Annotated in this window: 13 protein-coding genes, 1 tRNA gene, 1 rRNA gene and 1 pseudogene; 3 read left to right on the forward strand and 13 right to left on the reverse strand. The window is 70.5% G+C overall.

Going from position 1 to position 20860, the window contains the following annotated elements:
- Window positions 1–12 precede the first annotated feature (12 nt).
- Together ACPXCS_RS09625 and ACPXCS_RS09630 are read left to right on the forward strand one after the other, a co-directional pair.
- Entirely contained in the window at window positions 13–843 is an 831-nt protein-coding gene (locus ACPXCS_RS09625) for an Fpg/Nei family DNA glycosylase (RefSeq protein ID WP_425944945.1), read from the forward strand.
- A 31-nt stretch (window positions 844–874) separates the two neighbouring features.
- Window positions 875–1030, forward strand: a pseudogene (locus ACPXCS_RS09630) (3-oxoacyl-ACP reductase); the annotation flags it as partial.
- 220 nt (window positions 1031–1250) lie between these two features.
- Here the strand turns inward: ACPXCS_RS09630 and ACPXCS_RS09635 are convergent.
- The 10 genes from ACPXCS_RS09635 to ACPXCS_RS09680 form a co-directional block, all read right to left on the reverse strand.
- Window positions 1251–1550 carry a hypothetical protein gene (locus tag ACPXCS_RS09635; protein WP_425944946.1) on the reverse strand — a complete coding sequence of 100 codons (300 nt, stop codon included), beginning with the start codon at window positions 1548–1550 and terminating at the stop codon, window positions 1251–1253.
- A 268-nt stretch (window positions 1551–1818) separates the two neighbouring features.
- Window positions 1819–2289: a Dps family protein gene (locus tag ACPXCS_RS09640; protein WP_425944979.1), complete on the reverse strand. Its 471-nt coding sequence runs from the start codon at window positions 2287–2289 to the stop codon at window positions 1819–1821.
- Window positions 2290–2566: 277 nt separating this feature from the next.
- Entirely contained in the window at window positions 2567–2947 is a 381-nt protein-coding gene (locus ACPXCS_RS09645; protein WP_003993396.1) for a helix-turn-helix domain-containing protein, read from the reverse strand.
- A gap of 109 nt (window positions 2948–3056) precedes the next feature.
- On the reverse strand, window positions 3057–3602 hold the full coding sequence (locus ACPXCS_RS09650) for a CinA family protein (protein ID WP_425944947.1): 546 nt from the start codon (window positions 3600–3602) through the stop codon (window positions 3057–3059).
- Window positions 3599–4453, reverse strand: a complete 855-nt coding sequence (gene pgsA / locus ACPXCS_RS09655; RefSeq protein WP_425944948.1) for a CDP-diacylglycerol--glycerol-3-phosphate 3-phosphatidyltransferase — start codon at window positions 4451–4453, stop codon at window positions 3599–3601. The genes ACPXCS_RS09650 and pgsA overlap by 4 nt, the downstream gene beginning before the upstream one ends.
- Window positions 4450–5931, reverse strand: coding sequence for a 30S ribosomal protein S12 methylthiotransferase RimO (rimO, locus tag ACPXCS_RS09660; protein WP_425944949.1), 1482 nt, complete (start codon window positions 5929–5931; stop codon window positions 4450–4452). The genes pgsA and rimO overlap by 4 nt, the downstream gene beginning before the upstream one ends.
- 93 nt (window positions 5932–6024) lie before the next feature.
- The gene (locus ACPXCS_RS09665; RefSeq protein ID WP_425944950.1) at window positions 6025–6873 is read right to left on the reverse strand and encodes a helix-turn-helix domain-containing protein; all 849 of its coding nucleotides are present in this window, start codon (window positions 6871–6873) and stop codon (window positions 6025–6027) included.
- Window positions 6874–7137: 264 nt separating this feature from the next.
- Window positions 7138–9900 carry a DNA translocase FtsK 4TM domain-containing protein gene (locus ACPXCS_RS09670; protein ID WP_425944951.1) on the reverse strand — a complete coding sequence of 921 codons (2763 nt, stop codon included), beginning with the start codon at window positions 9898–9900 and terminating at the stop codon, window positions 7138–7140.
- A 127-nt stretch (window positions 9901–10027) separates the two neighbouring features.
- Entirely contained in the window at window positions 10028–10711 is a 684-nt protein-coding gene (locus ACPXCS_RS09675) for a response regulator (protein ID WP_425944952.1), read from the reverse strand.
- 307 nt (window positions 10712–11018) lie between these two features.
- Window positions 11019–16490: a HAMP domain-containing protein gene (locus ACPXCS_RS09680; protein ID WP_425944953.1), complete on the reverse strand. Its 5472-nt coding sequence runs from the start codon at window positions 16488–16490 to the stop codon at window positions 11019–11021.
- 376 nt (window positions 16491–16866) lie between these two features.
- On the opposite strand from ACPXCS_RS09680, the gene ACPXCS_RS09685 reads away from it, so the two are divergent.
- Entirely contained in the window at window positions 16867–19620 is a 2754-nt protein-coding gene (locus ACPXCS_RS09685) for a SpoIIE family protein phosphatase (protein ID WP_425944954.1), read from the forward strand.
- 55 nt (window positions 19621–19675) lie between these two features.
- Here ACPXCS_RS09685 and ACPXCS_RS09690 read toward each other — a convergent pair.
- The 3 genes from ACPXCS_RS09690 to rrf all read right to left on the reverse strand — a co-directional run bounded on the left by ACPXCS_RS09690 (window position 19676) and on the right by rrf (window position 20719).
- Window positions 19676–19751: transfer RNA gene (locus ACPXCS_RS09690), tRNA-Thr, on the reverse strand.
- A gap of 74 nt (window positions 19752–19825) precedes the next feature.
- Entirely contained in the window at window positions 19826–20488 is a 663-nt protein-coding gene (locus tag ACPXCS_RS09695) for a DegT/DnrJ/EryC1/StrS family aminotransferase (RefSeq protein ID WP_425944980.1), read from the reverse strand.
- Window positions 20489–20602: 114 nt separating this feature from the next.
- Window positions 20603–20719: ribosomal RNA gene (gene rrf / locus ACPXCS_RS09700) — 5S ribosomal RNA — on the reverse strand.
- Window positions 20720–20860 lie beyond the last annotated feature (141 nt).

A 20860-nucleotide genomic window follows, 5' to 3' on the forward strand; every position in this document is an offset into this window, starting at 1 on the left:
CACTCTTGACCCATGCCCGAAGGAGACACGGTCTGGCAGGCGGCGCGGCGGTTGGACGACGCCCTCGCGGGCCGCATGCTGACCCGCAGCGACCTCAGGGTGCCCCGCTTCGCCACGGCCGACCTCACGGGCCGCAGGGTCCTGGACGTCACCCCGCGCGGCAAACACCTCCTCACCCGCATCGAGGGCGGTCTGACCCTCCACTCCCACCTGCGGATGGACGGCTCCTGGAAGGTGTACGCGAACGGCCAGCGCTGGAGCGGCGGCCCCGGCCACCAGATCCGCGCCATTCTCGGCACCGACGACCGCACGGCCGTCGGCTACCGGCTCCCCGTCCTGGAACTGCTGCGCACCACCGACGAGGACCGCGCGGTCGGTCACCTCGGCCCCGACCTCCTCGGCCCGGACTGGGACCCCGACCGGGCCCTGGCCAACGTTCTGAAGGACCCGGCCCGCGAACTCGGCGAGGCCCTGCTCGACCAGCGCAACCTCGCCGGGATCGGCAATGTCTACAAGAGCGAACTGTGCTTCCTGCTCGGCATCACCCCCTGGCTCCCGGCGGGCGAGCTGCCCGCCGACCGCGCCGCGAAGCTGCCGGCACTGGCCAAGAGGCTGCTGGACGCCAACCGCGAACGCCCGATCCGGAACACGACGGGCCGCCGCGGCCAGGACCTCTTCGTGTACGGCCGGGCCCGCCGCCCCTGTCTGCGCTGCCACACCCCGATCCGCGTCGCCGAGCAGGGCGACGGCTCCCGCGAACGTCCCACGTACTGGTGCCCGCTCTGCCAGCCCGGCCCGGCCCCCGCACCGGCCCGGCGCGTCCATCGCGGCGCAACCACCTGACGACCGTCAGAAACGCTCGCACGGTCCCCGCATGCCCGTCTCGGCGTGCGACCTCACCGGCCGCACCGCGTTCGTCACCGGCGCCGCGAGCGGCATCGACCGCGCCTGCGCGGTTCTGCCGGCCGAGGAGGGAGCCACCGTGCACGGCGCGGACCGCGGCCTGGAGGGCCTGCACACCGCGGCGTCCTCGTCCATCTGGCCTCCGACGCGTCGGTCGTCACCACGGGCCAGATCATTCGCCTGAACGGGGGTGTGGCGATGCCGTGGCGACGACCACGCCTCGCCCCCGTCACCCCCCTCATATCCCACCCAGCCCCACCACAAAGCCCCACCCAGCCTCGCCCACCCCGTCTCCCCGCACCCCGCGCACCCGCCGCCACCCCACGCAGCCGAGCGCCCGCGCCCACTCACCCCCGCCGAACCACTCCCCGCGCCCTCACTCCCAGAAGCTTCCGCAAGCGCCCCGCACCGACCACCACCCCGCTGGCCCGCCCCTTGGGCACACAGTGGACCGGCAGCACACTCAGCCCCCACCCCCCGGCGGCCACGGTCGCCTCCAGCGCCCCCGCGCCGGGCGTCATCACCAGCCGCACCACGGCCCACCACCACAGCACCCCGAGCCCCAGCACGGCGCCACGAGGCCCCCATCGCACGACCCCATGAGCAGCCCCCCAGCACCGCGCCCCCCGGCGCCCTATCCCCGCCATGGCCGCCACCTCCAGCCCGACGTTATTCGGGTGCCCGGGCCCCCGCACAGGGCGCACCAACGGCACACAGGCGCACCACGTCGCCCACCGCGCCGAGGAGCCGCTCGAGCTCGTCGTACGGCAACCTCGCGAATGCGGGTGGGACCGGCCGGCCCGTCACCCACCGCGCCACCCGCCACGGAGCACACCGGGAAGCGCACCACCGCGCACGCCACGCCGCCCACCGCGGCACCAGCGGTGCCCACGGCGCCCAAGGCGCCCGCGCCGATCACCCGTTCTCGGCCTGGAACATCCAGTGATGCTTCTCCAGGGCCGCCGTGATCTGGATGAAGATGTCCTGGCTCACCGGATCCGGCTCCCCGGTCGCCTCGACGCGCTCCCGCATCCGCGTGATCACCGCGCCCAGCGCCTCGACGAGCGTCCGCACGGCGGTCGTGTCGTCGACCCACCCTTCGGGCGTCACGCCGATACCGCTGCCGACGGCCACCGTCGCGGCGCGCCCGTCCGGCGGGACGCCCAGGGCCGCGGCACGCTCGGCCACGGTGTCGGAGTGCGTCCGCGCGGTGTCGACGACCTCATCGAGCTGGAGGTGCACCGAGCGGAAGCGCGGCCCCACCACGTTCCAGTGAATCTGCTTCGCCACGAGGGCGAGGTCCACGAGATCGACGAGGGCGCCCTGCAGCGCCTCGGACACGGTCTTCAGGTTCGCGTCCGACAACGGGCTCTTCACGACGTACATCCGCACCTCCGTGGACTGCCCCCCGGCCATCCCCTCAACGATGACCGCCGCACGCCCCAGGAGCAAACGCACACAAAAAGGACAGCCGTGCTCACATAGCGCCGCCACGCCAAGCCCACGCCACCGAGCCCACGCCGCCCCGCCGAGTTCGATGCGCGCCCGGGCAAGCGAAAACCCCGGCCGCCACTCCTCCGGATCTCCCGGAGAACCCCGGCCGGGGCCTCACCACGTTCCAGCGCGTTCGCGCCGCTGGTTCATGCCACGGACGCGTAGGGCGTCACGCGGCGACGACGTCCACCGCCTCGGCGGGCGCCTTGATGGTCACCCGTTCCGGTGGCACACCGGTCACCGAAACGGAACCCAGCATCGGTCGCACCGGTGTGGGTACAGGCTCGCTGGGGGTGGCCGCAGCAGACTGGGCCAGCTCGGCGAGGGCGAGCTCGTCGCTCACTTCCCGCATGAGCTCGGACATCCGTACGTCCAGCGCGTCGCAGATGGCGGAGAGCAGCTCGGAGGAAGCCTCCTTCTGCCCCCGCTCCACCTCGGAGAGATAGCCGAGTGAGACTCGGGCGGACGAGGAGACTTCGCGCAGAGTACGGCCCTGGCGCTGGCGCTGCCGACGCAGCACGTCACCCAGCAGGCGACGGAGCAGAATCATCGGTGGCTCCCTCCTCGGACCGCGTAGCCGCATCCATTACGCCCCACCGTACCGCCTTGCGCCGCGGCCGTGCGGGGAGCGATGTCGTGTTCACTCAGGGCTGCAAACATCAAAACCCCCCGTTCCGTTCCGTATCCTGTGCCCGCTCATTCCCGGTCTGTTCGCCCGCCAGCTCCGTCAGGAGCAGTGCGAGTACGCTCCGTACACTCTCTCTACGAATTTCCGCGCGGTCGCCGTTCAACCGCAGACCCTCCACTTTTCCGCCGCCGGCAGAACCGGAATCCTGGGCGAACGGCCCGTCCACGGCGACGAAGACCGTTCCGACTTCCTGTCCGTCCTGCGGATCGGGACCCGCGACACCGGTGGTCGCGATGCCCCAGTCGGTGCCGAGCGCCTTGCGGACGCCGACCGCCATCTGGGCCGCGACCTGCGGATCCACCGCACCTCGCGCCGCCAGCAGGGTGGCGTCGACGCCGAGCAGTTCATGCTTCAGCTCGGTGGCGTAGGCGGTCACCGAACCCCGGAAGACCTTGGACGCCCCGGGTACCGACGTGATCTCCGCCGCCACGAGGCCACCGGTCAGCGACTCCGCGACGGCGAGCGTCTCGCCCTTCACTGTGAGTAGTCGCACCACGTCGGTAGCCGTGGAACTCACGCTTCCTTCTCCTCCAACGCGGCCTTGCGCTCGGCGATTCCCTGCCTGCGCAGCACAATGGCCTGTTTCACATAGTCCAGCCCGGTCACCACGGTCAGCACGACGGCCGCGGCCATCACCCACCACCGCAGAGTGGCGAGCCACCCGGTCAGCGCCAGCACGTACATGCCCACCGCCACGCCCTGGGTGAGCGTCTTGAGCTTGCCTCCCCGGCTGGCGGGGATGACGCCGTAGCGGATGACGAGGAAACGCAGCAGGGTGATCCCCAGTTCCCGCCCGAGGATGACGCCGGTCACCCACCACGGCAGATCACCGAGGGCGGACAGGCAGATCAGCGCCGCTCCCATGATCGCCTTGTCGGCGATGGGGTCGGCGATCTTCCCGAAGTCCGTGACCAGGTTGTAGGCGCGCGCCAGGTGACCGTCGAAGAGGTCGGTGATCATGGCGATGGCGAAGGCGGCCCAGGCGAGGGAGCGCCATGCCGGGTCGTAACCGCCGTCCGCGAGCATCAGCGCGACGAACGCCGGCACCAGGATCAGCCGGAGCATGGTCAGCAGGTTGGCGATGTTCCAGACGCTGGCCTGGTTGACGGCCGCCGCCGCCAGCTTCGCGCCCCGCGGGGGCTTGTCGTCGCCCTGGGCCTGCGCCCCGGCGGCATCGGCGCCGGTCGCGTCCTCGCGCACGAGGGCCTCGCCCGCATCCGCACCGGACGCCCCGCTCCCGGCCGGCGGTGCGGCCGCGTGCCCCGCCACCGCCCCGGGAGCCTTCTCCGCGGCCGCGGCCGCCGCACCGGCGGCGGTCCTCCTCGCGCCGGAGGAGCCTCCCGCCGCGGATGCCGGGACACCGGTCATCTGCCCGCCTCCTCACTCGACGAAGGCGACGTGAACGAACTCGGGATCGGCTCGGCCACCAGGTCGACACCTTCCGTACCGACCACCTTCGCCTCGACCATACGGCCGGCGCGCAGTCCGGCGCCGCTCGTGAGGAGCACCTGGCCGTCCGTCTCGGGCGCCTGGTGCGCCGCGCGGCCGTACACGCCGTCCTCGTCGTCGACGGACTCCACGAGGACGTGGACGGTCTCGCCGACCCGCTCCTCGGCGCGCTGCGAGACGAGTTCCTCGGCGAGCCGGGAGACGCGGCCAAGCCGCTCGGCGACGACGTCCTCGTCGAGCTTGTTGTCGTAGCCCGCCGCCTCGGTGCCCTCCTCGTCGGAGTAGCCGAAGACGCCGATGGCGTCCAGCCGCGCGCCGTTCAGGAAGCGCTCCAGCTCGGCGAGGTCGGCCTCGCTCTCACCGGGGAAGCCGACGATGAAGTTGGAGCGCACACCGGCCTGGGGGGCCTTGGAGCGGATCGTGTCGAGCAGTTCCAGGAAGCGGTCGGTGTCGCCGAAGCGGCGCATCGCGCGCAGCACACCGGGCGCGGAGTGCTGGAAGGACAGGTCGAAGTAGGGCGCGACCTTCGGGGTCGAGGTCAGCACGTCGATGAGGCCGGGCCGCATCTCGGCCGGCTGGAGGTAGCTGACGCGCACCCGCTCGATGCCGTCGACCTCGGCGAGCTCCGGCAGCAGCGACTCCAGCAGGCGGATGTCGCCCAGGTCCTTGCCGTAGGAGGTGTTGTTCTCGGAGACCAGCATCACCTCCTTCACGCCCTGCTCGGCGAGCCACCGCGTCTCGTTGAGGACGTCGGAAGGCCGGCGCGAGATGAAGGAGCCGCGGAAGGACGGGATGGCGCAGAACGTGCAGCGCCGGTCGCAGCCGGAGGCCAGCTTCACGGAGGCGACCGGGGAGCCGTCCAGTCGGCGGCGCAGGGGCGCACGCGGGCCGGAGGCCGGGGCGAGCCCTTCCGGGAGGTCGGCCGGGGCGTGCCCGGGCAGCGCGACCTCCGTGGCGGACCCCTGCCGCTCGGCCGGGCTGATCGGCAGCAGCTTGCGCCGGTCGCGCGGGGTGTGCGAGGCGTGGATGCCGCCGTTGAGGATGGTCTGGAGGCGGTCGGAGATGTCCGCGTAGTCGTCGAAGCCGAGCACGCCGTCCGCCTCGGGCAGGGCCTCGGCGAGCTCCTTGCCGTACCGCTCGGCCATGCAGCCCACCGCCACGACGGCCTGGGTTCTGCCATGGCCCTTGAGGTCGTTGGCCTCCAGGAGGGCGTCGACGGAGTCCTTCTTGGCGGCCTCGACGAAGCCACAGGTGTTCACGACGGCGACGTCGGCTTCCTCGGCGTCCTCCACGAGCTGCCAGCCGTCCGCCTCCAAACGGCCTGCGAGCTCCTCCGAGTCCACCTCGTTACGGGCGCAGCCAAGGGTGACCAGTGCGACGGTACGGCGTTCAGGCATGGGCTCTAGACTACTTCGTCCCGCTGACACCCCACGTCGACGGGGTTGGCCGAGCCCGGCCAACCCCGTAGTCGCGGCAACCTTCCGGGCTCGTCACCCGGCCTGCGGGTCACCCTTGGTGTACGTCAGGCGCTCGACGGCGCCGGGCTGGAAGTCGTCGTCGATCTTCTTGCCGTTGACGAAGAGGTCGATCGCCCCCGCGTCGCCGAGGACGAGGTGGATCTTGGAGCTGTCCTGGAAGGTCTTGGAATCGCCCTGCTTGAGGACGCCGTCGAAGACCATCCGGTTGTTGTGGTCGCGGGCGCCGATCCAGCTGCGGCCGTCGGCGGCGACCACGCGGACCGTCACCTTGTCCTGCGGCGCGGCCGCGATGGCGCTGTCGGACGGTTCGGGTGCGGTGTCGGTGGGCTTGTCGGTCTTGGTGGTCGGGGAGGCGGAGTCGCTGGGCGTGGAGCCCTCGGCGACGTTCGCCTCGCTGCCGCCGTCGTCGCCGCCCTGGAACATGGTGAACCCGACGAAACCGATCACGGCGACGATCGCGGCGACCATCGCCGCGGTCCAGTTGGGTCCCCGTCGCTCCGGACGGATGCGCTCCGCCTCGAAGAGGGGGGCTGCCGGGGTCGGTGCCGGGCGCCCGCCGTGCTCGTCGCCGAACTGGGCGAGCAGCGGCTCCGGGTCGAGGTGGACGGCCTTGGCGAGGGTCCTGATGTGCCCACGGGCGTAGACGTCACCCCCGCACGGGGTGAAGTCGTCCGCCTCGATGGCGTGCACGATGTTCATACGGACCCGGGTGGCGCTGCTGACGTCGTCGACGGTCAGCCCGGCGGCGATACGAGCCTGCTGCAGGGCACGGCCGATGGAGGGGCGGGCTTCCTCGCGGTCTTCTTCGACGCGCTCGTCTTCGAACGGACGCTCGTCTTCAGGGGAGTTGCCGATGGACACGGGGGCGCCTTTCGAGCGTATAGCCGCCTGTGCTGGAGGTTCAGTCTAGGGGGGGTGCAAAAGGGTGGGGCAACCGGGCGGTGTCACTTTGTACGCCATCGGAATGGCCCGACATTCCGATGGTGGGGTCACTGCTTTTCGCTTCGCTCAACTTGACGTACGCCGAAGGGAAACGGTTGCTCGATGATCCCTCACGGATACGTCACGATCCGGACACCCGATTGCCGTACACGCCGGGCGAGTCGGCCACCGTGTCCCGGTTCCCTACCCTTCAGACTCCCCCCGGATCAGCGCGAGCACGCCATCCAGCTCATCAGGCTTCACAAGAACGTCACGAGCCTTCGAACCCTCGCTCGGCCCGACGATGTTCCGGGACTCCATGAGGTCCATCAGCCGGCCGGCCTTGGCGAAGCCGACGCGCAGCTTGCGCTGGAGCATGGACGTCGACCCGAACTGCGTGGAGACGACCAGTTCGGCCGCCTGGCACAGCAGGTCGAGGTCGTCGCCGATGTCCTCGTCGATCTCCTTCTTCTGCTTGGTGCCCACGACGACGTCGTCCCGGAAGACCGGGGCCATCTGGTCCTTGCAGTGCTGGACGACGGCCGCGACCTCGGCCTCGGTGACGAAGGCGCCCTGCATACGGGTGGGCTTGTTGGCCCCCATGGGCAGGAAGAGCCCGTCGCCCTTGCCGATGAGCTTCTCGGCGCCGGGCTGGTCGAGGATGACCCGCGAGTCGGCCAGCGAGGAGGTGGCGAAGGCGAGCCGGGAGGGCACGTTCGCCTTGATCAGACCGGTGACGACGTCGACCGACGGCCGCTGCGTGGCGAGCACCAGGTGGATGCCGGCCGCACGCGCGAGCTGCGTGATGCGCACGATCGCGTCCTCGACGTCCCGGGGCGCCACCATCATCAGGTCGGCCAGCTCGTCGACGATCACCAGCAGGTAGGGATACGGCTGGAGCTCGCGCTCACTGCCCTCGGGCGGCTTGACCTTGCCCTCGCGCACGGCCTTGTTGAAGTCGTCGATGTGCCGGTAGCCGTAGGCGGCCAGGTCGTCGTAGCGCAGGTCCATCTCGCGCACGACCCACTGGAGCGCCTCGGCGGCCCGCTTGGGGTTGGTGATGATCGGCGTGATCAGGTGCGGGATGCCCTCGTAGGCGGTCAGCTCGACCCGCTTGGGGTCGACGAGGATCATCCGGACGTCCTCGGGGGTCGCCCGCATCATGACCGAGGTGATCAGGCAGTTGATGCAGGAGGACTTGCCGGAGCCGGTGGCGCCGGCGACCAGCATGTGCGGCATCTTCGCCAGCGAGTGCATGACGTAGCCGCCCTCGACGTCCTTGCCGAACGCGACCAGCATCGGGTCGTCGTCCTCCGCGGACTCCGCCAGGCGCAGCACGTCACCGAGGTTGACCATCTCCCGGTCGGTGTTCGGGATCTCGATGCCGACCGCGGACTTGCCGGGGATCGGGCTGATGATCCGCACGTCCGGGCTGGCGACCGCGTAGGCGATGTTCTTGGCCAGCGCGGTGATCCGCTCGACCTTCACGGCGGGGCCGAGCTCGACCTCGTAGCGCGTGACCGTCGGCCCGCGGGTGAAGCCGGTGACGCTGGCGTCCACCTTGAACTCGGTGAAGACGTTGGTCAGCGCGGCGACTATGACGTCGTTGGCGGCGCTGCGGGCCTTGCCCGGGCCGCCGCGCTCCAGCAGGTCGAGCGACGGCAGCGCGTACGTGATGTCGCCGGAGAGCTGGAGCTGCTCGGCACGCGGGGGCAGGTCGCGGGGCTCGGCGGGCGGCGCCTTGGTGAGGTCGCGCACGCCGGCCCTGGGCTTCTGCGGAGCCGGCTCGTCCTGCTGCGGCGGCTGCTCCGGCCGCGGTTCGTCCCGCTGGGGCCGGGCGGCCGGGACGGGCGTCGGCGTGGTCGGCTCCCGGTCACCCACCCGGACGCCCTGGGTGAGGTCGGCGACGACGGGAGAGGGCGGCATGCCGTGCAGCACGGCGCCGTCGAGCGCGGCCGCGGCCGCCGCGGCGACGTCCACGGCGTCCCTGGGCCGGTCCATGTCGGGCTGCGGCACGGCCGAGCGCCGTGGACGGCCCCGGCGCCGCGTGAGGGCCTCCTGCTCGGCGCTGTCGGGGTCGTACGCCGCGGGCGCCGGCGCCCGCCTGCCGCGCGGGCGCGCGGGCAGCGCCTCGCGCCACTGTTCCTCGTAGCGCTCGTCGTCGTCCTCCACATAGCCGTACGCGTCCTCCGCGGGGTCGCGCAGGATGCCGAGCCGCACCCCCAGCAGCCGCAGCCGCTGCGGGATGGCGTTGACCGGCGTGGCCGTGACGACCAGCAGCCCGAAGATCGTCAGCAGCACCAGCAGCGGCACCGCCAGCACATCGCCCATGGCGTACGACAGCGGTGTCGCCATCGCCCAGCCGATCAGCCCGCCGGCGTCCCTTATCCCCTGCATGCCGTCGCCGCGCGCGGGTGAACCGCAGGCGATGTGGATCTGGCCGAGCACGCCGATGACGAGCGCGGACAGGCCGATGACGATGCGCCCGTTGGCCTCGGGCTTCTCCGGGTGGCGGATGAAGCGGACGGCGATGACGGCGAGCAGTATCGGCACGAGCAGGTCGAGCCGGCCGAAGGCGCCGGTCACCAGGATCTCGACCAGATCGCCCACCGGGCCCTTCAGGTCGGCCCAGGTGCCGGCGGCGACGATCAGCGCGATGGCGAGCAGCAGCAGGGCGACACCGTCCTTGCGGTGGGCCGGGTCGAGGTTCCTGGCGCCCTGCCCTATGCCGCGGAAGACGGCGCCGACGGCGTGCGCCACGCCGAGCCAGACGGCGCGCACCAGCCGGTAGACGCCGCCGGTGGGGCTCGGCGCCGGTCTGGGCGCGACCTTCCTGGCCGCGGCCTTCCTGGCGGGCGCCTTCTTCGCGGGAGCCTTTTTGGCAGCGGCCTTCTTCGCCGGGGCCTTCGCGGAAGCGGCCGCCTTCTTCGCCGGCGGCTTCTTGGCTGCGGAGGGACGTGAGGCCATGGGTGTGAGGTTACCGGTGGAGACGACCGGGGACACGTGTGCCTGCTGCTTCACCCGTTCGTGTCGCTCCGGGAGAGGCGCGGAACTGACGCGCGGTCATGGACGGGCAACGCCGCGTCCGGCTGCGTCAGTTCTGCGAGGACACCGAGGAGGAGGTGCTTCCGGTGCCCGGCTCCAGCGCGTCCAGCGCCCGCCGCAACCCCGTGAGCTTGCGCTCCAGATGGGCCGCCGTGGCCACCGCTGCGGCGTCCGTGGACTCGTCGTTGAGCTGCTTGGTCAGCGCCTCGGCCTGCTCCTCGACCGCGGCCAGCCGCGCGGAGAGCTCCGCGAGCAGCCCGGCCGACTCCTTGGCCTCGCCGCCCGCTTCCTTGCCGCCGCCCTCCAACTGCAGCCGCAGCAGCGACGCCTGCTCACGCAGCTGGCAGTTCTTCATGTACAGCTCGACGAAGACGGAGACCTTCGCGCGCAGCACCCACGGGTCGAACGGCTTGGAGATGTAGTCGACCGCGCCCGCCGCGTATCCGCGGAAGGTGTGGTGCGGGCCGTGGTTGATCGCCGTGAGGAAGATGATCGGGATGTCCCGGGTCCGCTCGCGCCGCTTGATGTGCGCGGCCGTCTCGAAGCCGTCCATGCCCGGCATCTGGACGTCCAGCAGGATCACCGCGAAGTCGTCCGTGAGCAGCGCTTTGAGCGCTTCCTCCCCGGACGATGCCCGCACCAGCGTCTGATCGAGCGCAGAGAGGATCGCCTCCAGCGCAAGCAGATTCTCCGGCCGGTCATCGACCAGGAGGATCTTGGCCTTCTGCACCATGGCCCGCCCTCCTCGCCCCGGCGTGGGGCCTCCCCTGTCCGCAGGACCTGAGGATGCACCGGTGGGTGCCGCCCCAGGGGACGACTCCCTTGCGCCGCCCGTCCTTGTGCCGGTCATCGTAGCCGCACCCCGCCCGTCGCCACACCCTGTCACCGTGATGTCACTGTGCACGTAGCAGAAACGCAGCAGGAGACCAGAAGGTTCCCCGGAACTCGTACTTCTACACGACTATGCGCACACCGAGTCGGCAACTCCGCGTGAACACCGAACCTGCCCGGCACGGTCGCGCCACGGTCCGATGTTCCCCTCATTCCCCTCGCATCCACTGATCCATCACCGTCAGCAGGTGATCGGGGTCCACCGGCTTCGTGACGTAGTCGGAGGCGCCCGACTCGATCGCCTTCTCGCGGTCGCCCTTCATCGCCTTGGCGGTCAGCGCGATGATCGGCAGCCCGGCGAACTGCGGCATCCTGCGGATCGCCGTGGTCGTCGCGTACCCGTCCATCTCGGGCATCATGATGTCCATCAGGACGACCGCCACGTCGTCGTGCTGCTCCAGGACCTCGATGCCCTCACGGCCGTTCTCCGCGTACAGCACGGACAGGCCGTGCTGCTCCAGCACGCTCGTCAGCGCGAAGACGTTGCGGATGTCGTCGTCGACGATCAGGACCTTCTCGCCGCCGAACCGGATGCCCCGCTGCGGCCTCGGCGCCACCTCCCGCTCGGCGGGCATCCACTGCTCGGGCTGGGCCGGGCGCGCCTCCAGCTCGGGCATCCTGCGCCGCCGCCGGAACAGGGCCGCGGGCCCGTTCTGCGTCTCGCGGTACGACGTCACCTCGGCCGGCGTCTCCACCTCCGCGTCGGACGGCTCGGCGAGGTCGGCCTTCGAGGCCACCAGGTCACCGGCCTCCAGGGCGGGCAGCTGCTGCTGGTAGCCCTGCGGCGGCAGCTCGCTCGGGTGCAGCGGCAGGTACAGCGTGAACGTCGAGCCCCGGCCCGGCTCGCTCTGCGCGTGGATCTCACCGCCCAGCAGCTGCGCGATCTCCCGCGAGATGGACAGCCCCAGGCCCGTACCGCCGTACTTGCGGCTGGTCGTGCCGTCGGCCTGCTTGAACGCCTCGAAGATCACCCGCATCTTGCTGGAGGCGATGCCGATCCCGGTGTCGGTCACCGAGAACGCGATCAGACCGGCGTCCGGGTCGGTCAGCGACCCCGTCTCCAGCAGCTGCTCCCGGATCTTCTGCGGCACGTCGTCCCGCGCCGGCCTGATGACCAGCTCCACCGAACCGGAGTCGGTGAACTTCACCGCGTTGGACAGCAGGTTGCGCAGCACCTGCAGCAGCCGCTGCTCGTCGGTGTGCAGCGTGGCGGGCAGCTCCGGGGAGACCCGCACGGACAGGTCCAGGCCCTTCTCCGCGGTCAGCGGCCGGAAGGTCGCCTCCACGTAGTCCACGAGCTGGACCAGCGCGATCCGTGTCGGGGAGACGTCCATCTTGCCCGCCTCGACCTTCGACAGGTCGAGGATGTCGTTGATGAGCTGCAGCAGGTCCGAACCGGCTCCGTGGATCGTCTCGGCGAACTCCACCTGCTTCGGGGAGAGGTTCCCCTCGGCGTTGTCGGCGAGCAACTTGGCCAGGATCAGCAGCGAGTTGAGCGGCGTGCGCAGCTCGTGCGACATGTTCGCCAGGAACTCGCTCTTGTAGCGCATCGACACCGCGAGCTGCTCGGCGCGCTCCTCCAGGACCTGCCGCGCCTCCTCGATCTCGGTGTTCTTCACCTCGATGTCGCGGTTCTGCTGCGCCAGCAGCTCGGCCTTCTCCTCCAGTTCGGCGTTGGACGCCTGCAGCGCCTTCTGCCGCTGCTCCAACTCCGCGCTGCGCTCACGCAGTTGCTCGGTCAGCTCCTGCGACTGGGCCAGCAGCAGCTCCGTCTTGGTGTTGACGGAGATGGTGTTGACGCTGGTGGCGATCATCTCCGCGATCTGGTTCAGGAAGTCCTTCTGGATCTGCGTGAACGGCGTGAACGACGCCAGCTCGATGACGCCGAGCACCTTCCCCTCGAACAGCACCGGCAGCACGATCACCTGCGCGGGCGGCGCCTCGCCGAGCCCCGAGGAGATCTTCAGGTAGCCGCTGGGCGCGTTCTCCACGAGGATCGTGCGCTTCTCCGTGGCGGCCGTCCCGATCAGCGCCTCACCGGGCCGGAACGACGTCGGCATGGAGCCCATCGAGTAGCCGTAGCTGCCGAGCATGCGCAGCTCGTACTGGTCCTCGTCCGCGGCGTTCATGTCCTCGCCGTCGACCAGCGGCATGGCCAGGAAGAACGCGCCGTGCTGGGCCGAGACGACCGGCGTCAGCTCGCTCATGATCAGCGAGGCCACGTCCTCCAGGTCCCGGCGGCCCTGCATCAGCGCCGAGATCCGGGCCAGGTTGCCCTTGAGCCAGTCCTGCTCCTTGTTGGCGATCGTGGTGTCGCGCAGGTTGGCGATCATCTTGTTGATGTAGTCCTGCAGCTCCTGGATCTCCCCGGAGGCGTCCACGTCGATCTTCAGGTTGAGATCGCCCCGGGTCACCGCGGTCGCCACGCGCGCGATGGCCCGCACCTGCCGGGTCAGGTTCCCGGCCATCTCGTTCACGGACTCGGTCAGGTCCCGCCAGGTGCCGTCCACGTCACGCACGCGTGCCTGGCCGCCCAGCTGCCCCTCCGTGCCCACCTCGCGGGCGACCCGGGTGACCTCCTCGGCGAAGGAGGACAGCTGGTCGACCATCGTGTTGATGGTCGTCTTCAGCTCCAGGATCTCGCCGCGCGCGTCGATGTCGATCTTCTTCGTCAGGTCACCCTTGGCGATGGCCGTGGTCACCATGGCGATGTTGCGCACCTGACCGGTCAGGTTGGACGCCATCTGGTTCACGGACTCCGTCAGGTCCTTCCACGTGCCGGCCACACCCGGCACGTGCGCCTGCCCGCCGAGGATGCCGTCCGTGCCCACCTCACGGGCCACCTTGGTGACCTGCTCGGCGAACGAACTCAGCGTCTTCACCATCGTGTTGATGGTGTCGGCGAGCTGCGCGACCTCACCGCGCGCCTCGATGGTCACCTGCCGCGTCAGGTCACCGTTGGCGACGGCGGCCGAGACCTGGGAGATGTTCCGCACCTGGGTGGTGAGGTTCTTGGCCATCAGGTTGACGTTGTCGCTCAGGTCCTTCCAGATACCGGTGACACCCGGCACGTGCGCCTGACCGCCCAGAATGCCCTCGGTGCCCACCTCACGGGCCACCCGCGTCACCTGCTCGGCGAAGGAGGACAGCTGGTCGACCATCGTGTTGACGGTCGTGACCAGCTCCAGGATCTCGCCCTTGGCGTCGACGGTGATCTTCTTCGACAGATCGCCCCGGGCCACCGCGGTCGTGACCTCGGCGATGTTGCGCACCTGGATGGTCAGGTTGTTGGCCATGCCGTTCACCGACTGGGTGAGGTCCTTCCAGGTGCCGGAGACGCCCTGCACCTCGGCCTGGCCGCCCAGGATGCCCTCGGTGCCCACCTCGCGGGCCACTCGCGTGACCTCCTGGGCGAACGACGACAGCTGGTCCACCATCGTGTTCAGGGTGTTCTTCAGCTCCAGGATCTCCCCGCGCGCGTCCACGGTGATCTTCTGGGAGAGGTCACCCCGGGCCACCGCGGTCGCCACCTGGGCGATGTTGCGCACCTGCGCGGTGAGGTTCCCGGCCATGCCGTTCACCGAGTCGGTCAGGTCGCGCCACACACCGGCGACCCCGGGCACCTGCGCCTGACCGCCCAGCCGCCCGTCCGTACCCACCTCGCGGGCCACCCGCGTCACCTGCTCGGCGAAGGCCGAGAGCTGGTCGACCATCGTGTTGATGGTGTTCTTCAGCTCCAGGATCTCCCCGCGCGCGTCCACGTCGATCTTCTGCGACAGGTCGCCCCGCGCCACGGCCGTCGTCACCTGGGCGATGTTGCGCACCTGGGAGGTGAGGTTGCCGGCCATCGAGTTGACGGAGTCGGTGAGCTCCTTCCAGGTGCCCGACACGCCGTCGACGCGGGCCTGACCGCCGAGCCGGCCCTCCGTGCCCACGTCCCGGGCCATCCGCGTCACCTGGTCGGCGAAGCTCGACAGCTGGTCCACCATCGTGTTCACGGTGTTCTTCAGCTTGAGCATCTCGCCGGAGACGTCGACCGTCACCTTCTGCGACAGATCGCCGTTGGCCACCGCCGTCGTCACCTGCGCGATGTTGCGCACCTGACCGGTGAGGTTGCGGAACGCCGTGTTGACGGAGTCCGTCAGGTCCTTCCACGTCCCCGCCGCGCCCGGCACCTGCGCCTGGCCGCCCAGCTCGCCCTCGACACCGATCTCCCGCGCCACACGCGTCACTTCGGCACCGAAGGCGGACAACTGGTCCACCATCGTGTTGACGGTGTTCTTCAACTCCAGCATCTCGCCGGCCACGTCGACGGTGACCTTCTGCGACAGATCGCCGTTGGCCACGGCCGTCGTCACGGCGGCGATGTCCCGCACCTGAGTGGTCAGGTTCCGGAAGACCGTGTTCACCGAGTCGGTGAGGTCCTTCCACGTCCCCGCCGCGCCCGGCACGTTCGCCTGACCGCCCAGCCGCCCCTCGGCACCGACCTCGTTGGCCACGCGCGTGACCTCGTCCGCGAAGATCCGCAGCGTCTCGGTCATCTGGTTGATCGTGTCCGCCAGCTGCGCGACCTCGCCGCGCGCCGGGACGGTCACCTTGCGCGACAGGTCGCCGTTGGCCACCGCCGTCGTCACCTCGGCGATCCCGCGCACCTGGGCCGTGAGGTTCCCGGCCATGGTGTTCACCGAGTCGGTGAGTTCCTTCCACACCCCGTCGACCCCGGGCACCTGCGCCTGACCGCCCAGCGCGCCCTCGGTGCCCACCTCACGGGCCACCCGGGTCACCTCGGAGGAGAACGCCGACAGCTGGTCCACCATCGTGTTGACGGTGTTCTTCAGCTCCAGCATCTCGCCGGCCACCTGAACGGTGACCTTCCGCGACAGATCACCCTTGGCGACCGCCGTCGTCACCAGCGCGATGTCCCTCACCTGAGCGGTCAGCCGGTTCGCCATCGTGTTGACGGAGTCGGTGAGGTCCCGCCACGAACCCGACATGCCACGCACGCGTGCCTGGCCACCCAGCTTGCCCTCGGTGCCCACCTCGCTGGCCACGCGCGTGACCTCGTCGGTGAACGTCGACAGCTGGTCGACCAGGTTGTTGACGGTCCGCCCGACCTTCAGGAACTCGCCCCGCAGCGGCTGGCTGTTCCCGTCCGCCACCTGCGTGCGCAACTCCATGCGCGGCGACAGATCACCCTCCGCCACCGCCGACAGCACCCGGCCGACCTCGGAGACCGGCCGCACCAGGTCGTCCACCAGGGCGTTCGAGTGGTCGATCGCGGTCGCCCAGGAACCCTCGCAGGCACCCGTCTCCAGCCGCTCGGTCAGCTTGCCCTCGCGGCCCACCATCCGCCGCACCCGCGACAGCTCGCCCGTCAGGTGCAGATTGCGGTCGGCCACCTCGTTGAAGACGGCCGCGATCTCGGCCATCACGCCGTCGCCGGACACCGTGAGCCGCTTGCGGAAGTTCCCGTCCCGCATCGACACCAGGGCGGCCATCAGGCGGTTCAGGGCCGCCGTGTCCACCTCGGTCGTTCCGTTGCGGGCCTTGCCCTGGTTGCTCGGGGACTGTCCGCCTTTCGCGCGCGTCTTCGTGCCACGCGTCGCTGCGCCAGACTCCACTGTGTCCCTCCCGCAGGGGTCGACCGTCACTCTGTGCTCGCGGTACCGCTCGGCGTACCAGTTACTACTGCGTATTCTCTGCCCTGCACACCAGGCCGGTTCCAGGGGGCTGCTGCCCGCCGTACGCCTTGTGCACTCAGCCTGCCCGGACCTTCACAAGAAGCCTGCCCAGTGTTTCACCCCGGCCGAACCAGGCCATAACAGTTCGGCAGCTTCGCACATCGTCCGCACACCCTCCGGACGGAAACACTGCAGACCGGCATCCGCATGGACCGCGAAGGTAAGTAACCTTGCATCCGGCTGTCCAGCCACGCCGGTCCGTCCGGCCTGGGCGGTGGCACGAAGACGAGCGGGCATCGGAGGGGCGGCCGCACACATGACCACCGGACTGATCCCGGGGGGACAGCCCCCGGACCCCGGGCCGACGGGCGGACTGCCGCAGCAGCGGCGCGAGCCGGTCGGCCCCGCAGCCCAGCACGTCGAGAACCGGTCGAGGAGTTCTGTGATCACCGCGCGCGCGGCCGCCAGTTTCGAGCCCGTCGGGCGCTCGGTCGCGAGCGCCCGCTCCTTCGTCCGCGACACGCTCCAGGGCTGGGGCTTCGCCGACATCGTCGACGACGCCGTGGTTCTCACCAGCGAACTGGTCACCAACGCCGTGGTCCACGCCGGCACCTCCGCCGACGTGCTGTGCCTGCGCAGCGACGAGGGCGTGCGCATCGAGGTCGCCGACCGCTACCCCGAGCGCGAGGTCCCCCTCCAGGGCACGGCGATCAACATGGGCAGCCCCGACCGCGAGGGCGGCCGCGGCCTGCAACTGTGCGCGGCCCTCGCCGGCCGCTGGGGCGTCGAGTACACCCCCGCCCACAAGACCGTCTGGTTCCAGCTCGACCTGCCCGCCCGCACGGTCGGCACCCGCGCCGCCGGCCCCGCCCTCCCGGCCGACCTGCTGCCCCTCGCCGACAGCCGGGTCCGCGTGGCCGTCGTCCAGGTCGACCGCACCGGCCACATCAGCGCCTGGAACGAGGACGCCGAGGAACTCTTCGGCTACCCGGCCGAGCAGGTCACCGGCAAGCCCCTCACCGACCTCGCCGCCTGGCCGCACACCCCCGGCACGAGCACGGGCATCGCCGAGGCACTCCGACTCTCCCGCTGGGAGGGCAGCTACGGCATCCGTGACGCGAGCGGCCGCGTCACCCCGGTGTACGCCTCCCACCTGCGCGTCCGCGACACCGGCGGCGAACCGTCAACCGTGTGCCTCCTCGTACGTGACCACGAACGGGCCGTTCTGCAGACGCCCCTGCGCGGCCCCGCCACCGACACGTCGACCGGCTCCGAGGGACAGAGCACCGACCCCTTCGAGGTGTTCATCGGCTCCCCCGCCCCCGACGACCTCGACGGCCTCCTCCAGCGCACCGTCGAGCGCGCCCGCGACATGCTCGACGGCGACTCGGCCTTCCTGCTGCTCGCCACGGACGACGAGACGGAACTGGAGGTCCGCGCCTCCACCGGCCTCCCCTCGGCCCGCCAGCGCTTCGCCCGCGTCCCCGTCGAGGCGGGCACCGGCCGCTACGGCTCCGCCCGCATGCCGGCCGTCCACGACGACCTCACGGCGGTCGCCGGCGCGGTGCCCCTGCTCAACGGCACGGGCATGCGCTCGGTCGTCACGGTCCCGCTGAAGGTGGAGGGCCGCCTCACGGGCTCCCTCGGAGTCGCCGCCGAGGCCCCCGGCAGATACTCCAACGAGGAGGCCCTGCGCCTGCAGTTCGCCGCGGACCGTATCGCCCTGGCCGTCGAATCGGCCCGCCTGGGCGAGCTGGAACGCCTGCGCCGCGGCTCCCTCAGCTTCCTCGTCGAGGCCTCCGACCTGCTGGCCGGCACGCTCGACCGCGACCAGACCCTGGCCCTGATGGCCCAGATGACCGTCCCGACCCTCGCCACCTGGTGCGCCGTCTACACGATCGCCGACCAGGCCTCCGAGCCGTACCTGTCCTACGTCCTGCACGAGGACGAGGAACTCATCGACGGCATCAAGTCCCTGCTGTCCAAGGTCCCGCCGCCCGACCCGGTCCCCACGCCCGGCGCCCGCGTCTGGACGGCCCCCGGCGAGATCGCCCACCAGGCCGCGCTGCGCAGTTCCATGCGCAGCCTCGGCCTCAGCGGCGGCCCCACCCGCCAGGTCACCACGGGCATCGGCCCGACCCTCGCCACGGCCTCCGCCGTCGGCGGTGAGACGGTCGTCCTCCCCCTGGTCGCCCGCAACCGCGTCATCGGCATGCTCACGCTCGGCAAGCCCACCGACGAGCACTTCCGCCAGGAGATCCTGGAACTCGCCGAGGACCTCTCCCGCCGAGCCGCCCTGGCCCTGGACAACGCCCGCCTCTACTCCGAGCGCACGGCCATCAGCCAGTCCCTCCAGCGCAGCCTCCTCCCCCCGGAGCTCCCCTCGATCGAGGGCGTCGAGGTCGAGGTCATCTACCGCGCCGCCGGCGAGGGCAACGAGGTCGGCGGCGACTTCTACGACGTCTTCCCCATCCGCGACGGCGCCTACGGCTTCGCCATCGGCGACGTCTGCGGTACGGGCCCGAACGCGGCGGCGGTGACCGGCCTGGCCCGGCACGCCCTGCGCCTCCTCGCCCGCGAGGGCCTCAGCGGCCCCACGGTCCTTGAGCGCCTCAACTCCGCCATCCTCGACGAGGGCGCCCGCAGCCGCTTCCTCACGCTGCTCTACGGCGAGATGCGGCCGCAGGCAGACGGCAGCGCCGAACTGAAGGTCGTCTGCGCCGGCCACCCGCTGCCGCTGCGCCTGCGCCAGGACGGCACGGTCGAACCGGCCGCCGAACCCCAGCCGCTCCTCGGCGTCATCGAGGACCTGGAGCTCTACGAACAGACGGTCACCCTCGACCCGGGCGATGTCCTGCTGTGCGTCACGGACGGCGTCACCGAACGCCGCGAGGGCACCCGCATGCTGGGCGACGACGGCCTGGCCGACGTCCTCACGACGTGCACGGGCCTCACGGCCGGAGCGGTCGCGGCCCGCATCATGCGCGCGGTGGAGCGCTTCGCTTCGGACGCCCCGTCCGACGACATGGCGATCCTGGCCATGCGCGTCCCGGGTCTCCACAAGGACTAGGACAAGGGCTGGAACAGCGAAAAGGCCCCACCCGTGAGGGTGGGGCCTTTCTCGATGGAGCCCCCAAACGGAATCGAACCGTTGACCTTCTCCTTACCATGGAGACGCTCTACCGACTGAGCTATAGGGGCCTGTTGCTTTGCGGGCTTTCCCCCGCGGCAACGGAATAGATCATACCCCGAACAGACCCGTGCCCCCAACCACGTCAGAAGGCCGGCTGCAGCAACCCTCCGAGCGCGTTGCACGCCGACACGATCCGCTGCATGTCCCGCTTGGTCAGTGCCGCGTGCACCGGCAGGGCGAGCGTCTCGTCGGCAGCTCGCTCCGTCTCCGGCAGGGACACACAGCGCCGGAACTCGGGCAGCCTGTGCACCGGCGTCTTCACCGGGACCCGGGCCTCGACTCCCCTGGCCCGCACGGCCCGCGCGAAAGCGTCCCGATCGGGCCGCCCATTGCCCGGAACCCGCACCACGTACTGCTGGTACGTGTGCCCATCACCGTCATCGGGCGTCCGCACGCCCCGCAGTTTCGCGTCGAGATACGCCGCGCGCTCCCGACGCTGGGCTATCTCGTCGTACGGCGCCTCGGATTCGCCCTGTTCCAGCACGAGCAGTCCGTGCCGCTGGCCCACTCCGTGCAGTCGTGCGATGTCGGCGAGCCGGCCGAAGCGGTGCACGACCACGACGGCAGCGGTCCGCGGCGTCACCGCAGCCTCCACGGCAGAGGCATCCAGGCAGTAGGTCAGGGGATCGATGTCGGCGAACACCGGCAGCGCCCCGGCCATGGCCACGGCCTCGGCGACCTCGACGTTCCCGAAGGCCGGGACGACGACCTCGTCACCGAGTCCGACACCGGCGGCCCTGAGCATTGCAGCAGTACCCATGCTGTGGATGCTGGTAGCGCAACGTGAACTTCAAGTGACGCACAACAAAAAAGGGTTGGACCCAGAACCGAAGTTCCGGGTCCAACCCTTTCAATGATTGTTCGGCGGCGTCCTACTCTCCCACAGGGTCCCCCCTGCAGTACCATCGGCGCTGTAAGGCTTAGCTTCCGGGTTCGGAATGTAACCGGGCGTTTCCCCTACGCTATAACCACCGAAACACTATGAAACTGTTTCAGCCGCACCACGTGTGGCACGTGGGGCTGTTCGTGGTTTCAGAACCAACACAGTGGACGCGAGCAACTGAGGACAAGCCCTCGGCCTATTAGTACCGGTCAACTCCACACGTTACCGTGCTTC

Source organism: Streptomyces sp. DT190, assembly GCF_049846985.1.
Taxonomy (GTDB): Bacteria; Actinomycetota; Actinomycetes; order Streptomycetales; family Streptomycetaceae; genus Streptomyces.

Excerpts from the sequence above, each read along its gene's own strand:
- ACPXCS_RS09640 (WP_425944979.1), bottom strand. The coding sequence starts at position 2,289 with ATGTACGTCGTGAAGAGCCCGTTGTCGGACGCGAACCTGAAGACCGTG.
- ACPXCS_RS09625 (WP_425944945.1), top strand. The coding sequence starts at position 13 with ATGCCCGAAGGAGACACGGTCTGGCAGGCGGCGCGGCGGTTGGACGAC.
- ACPXCS_RS09670 (WP_425944951.1), bottom strand. The coding sequence starts at position 9,900 with ATGGCCTCACGTCCCTCCGCAGCCAAGAAGCCGCCGGCGAAGAAGGCG.
- ACPXCS_RS09645 (WP_003993396.1), bottom strand. The coding sequence starts at position 2,947 with ATGATTCTGCTCCGTCGCCTGCTGGGTGACGTGCTGCGTCGGCAGCGC.
- ACPXCS_RS09675 (WP_425944952.1), bottom strand. The coding sequence starts at position 10,711 with ATGGTGCAGAAGGCCAAGATCCTCCTGGTCGATGACCGGCCGGAGAAT.
- pgsA (WP_425944948.1), bottom strand. The coding sequence starts at position 4,453 with ATGACCGGTGTCCCGGCATCCGCGGCGGGAGGCTCCTCCGGCGCGAGG.
- ACPXCS_RS09635 (WP_425944946.1), bottom strand. The coding sequence starts at position 1,550 with ATGGCGGGGATAGGGCGCCGGGGGGCGCGGTGCTGGGGGGCTGCTCAT.
- ACPXCS_RS09695 (WP_425944980.1), bottom strand. The coding sequence starts at position 20,488 with ATGCTCAGGGCCGCCGGTGTCGGACTCGGTGACGAGGTCGTCGTCCCG.
- ACPXCS_RS09685 (WP_425944954.1), top strand. The coding sequence starts at position 16,867 with ATGACCACCGGACTGATCCCGGGGGGACAGCCCCCGGACCCCGGGCCG.
- rimO (WP_425944949.1), bottom strand. The coding sequence starts at position 5,931 with ATGCCTGAACGCCGTACCGTCGCACTGGTCACCCTTGGCTGCGCCCGT.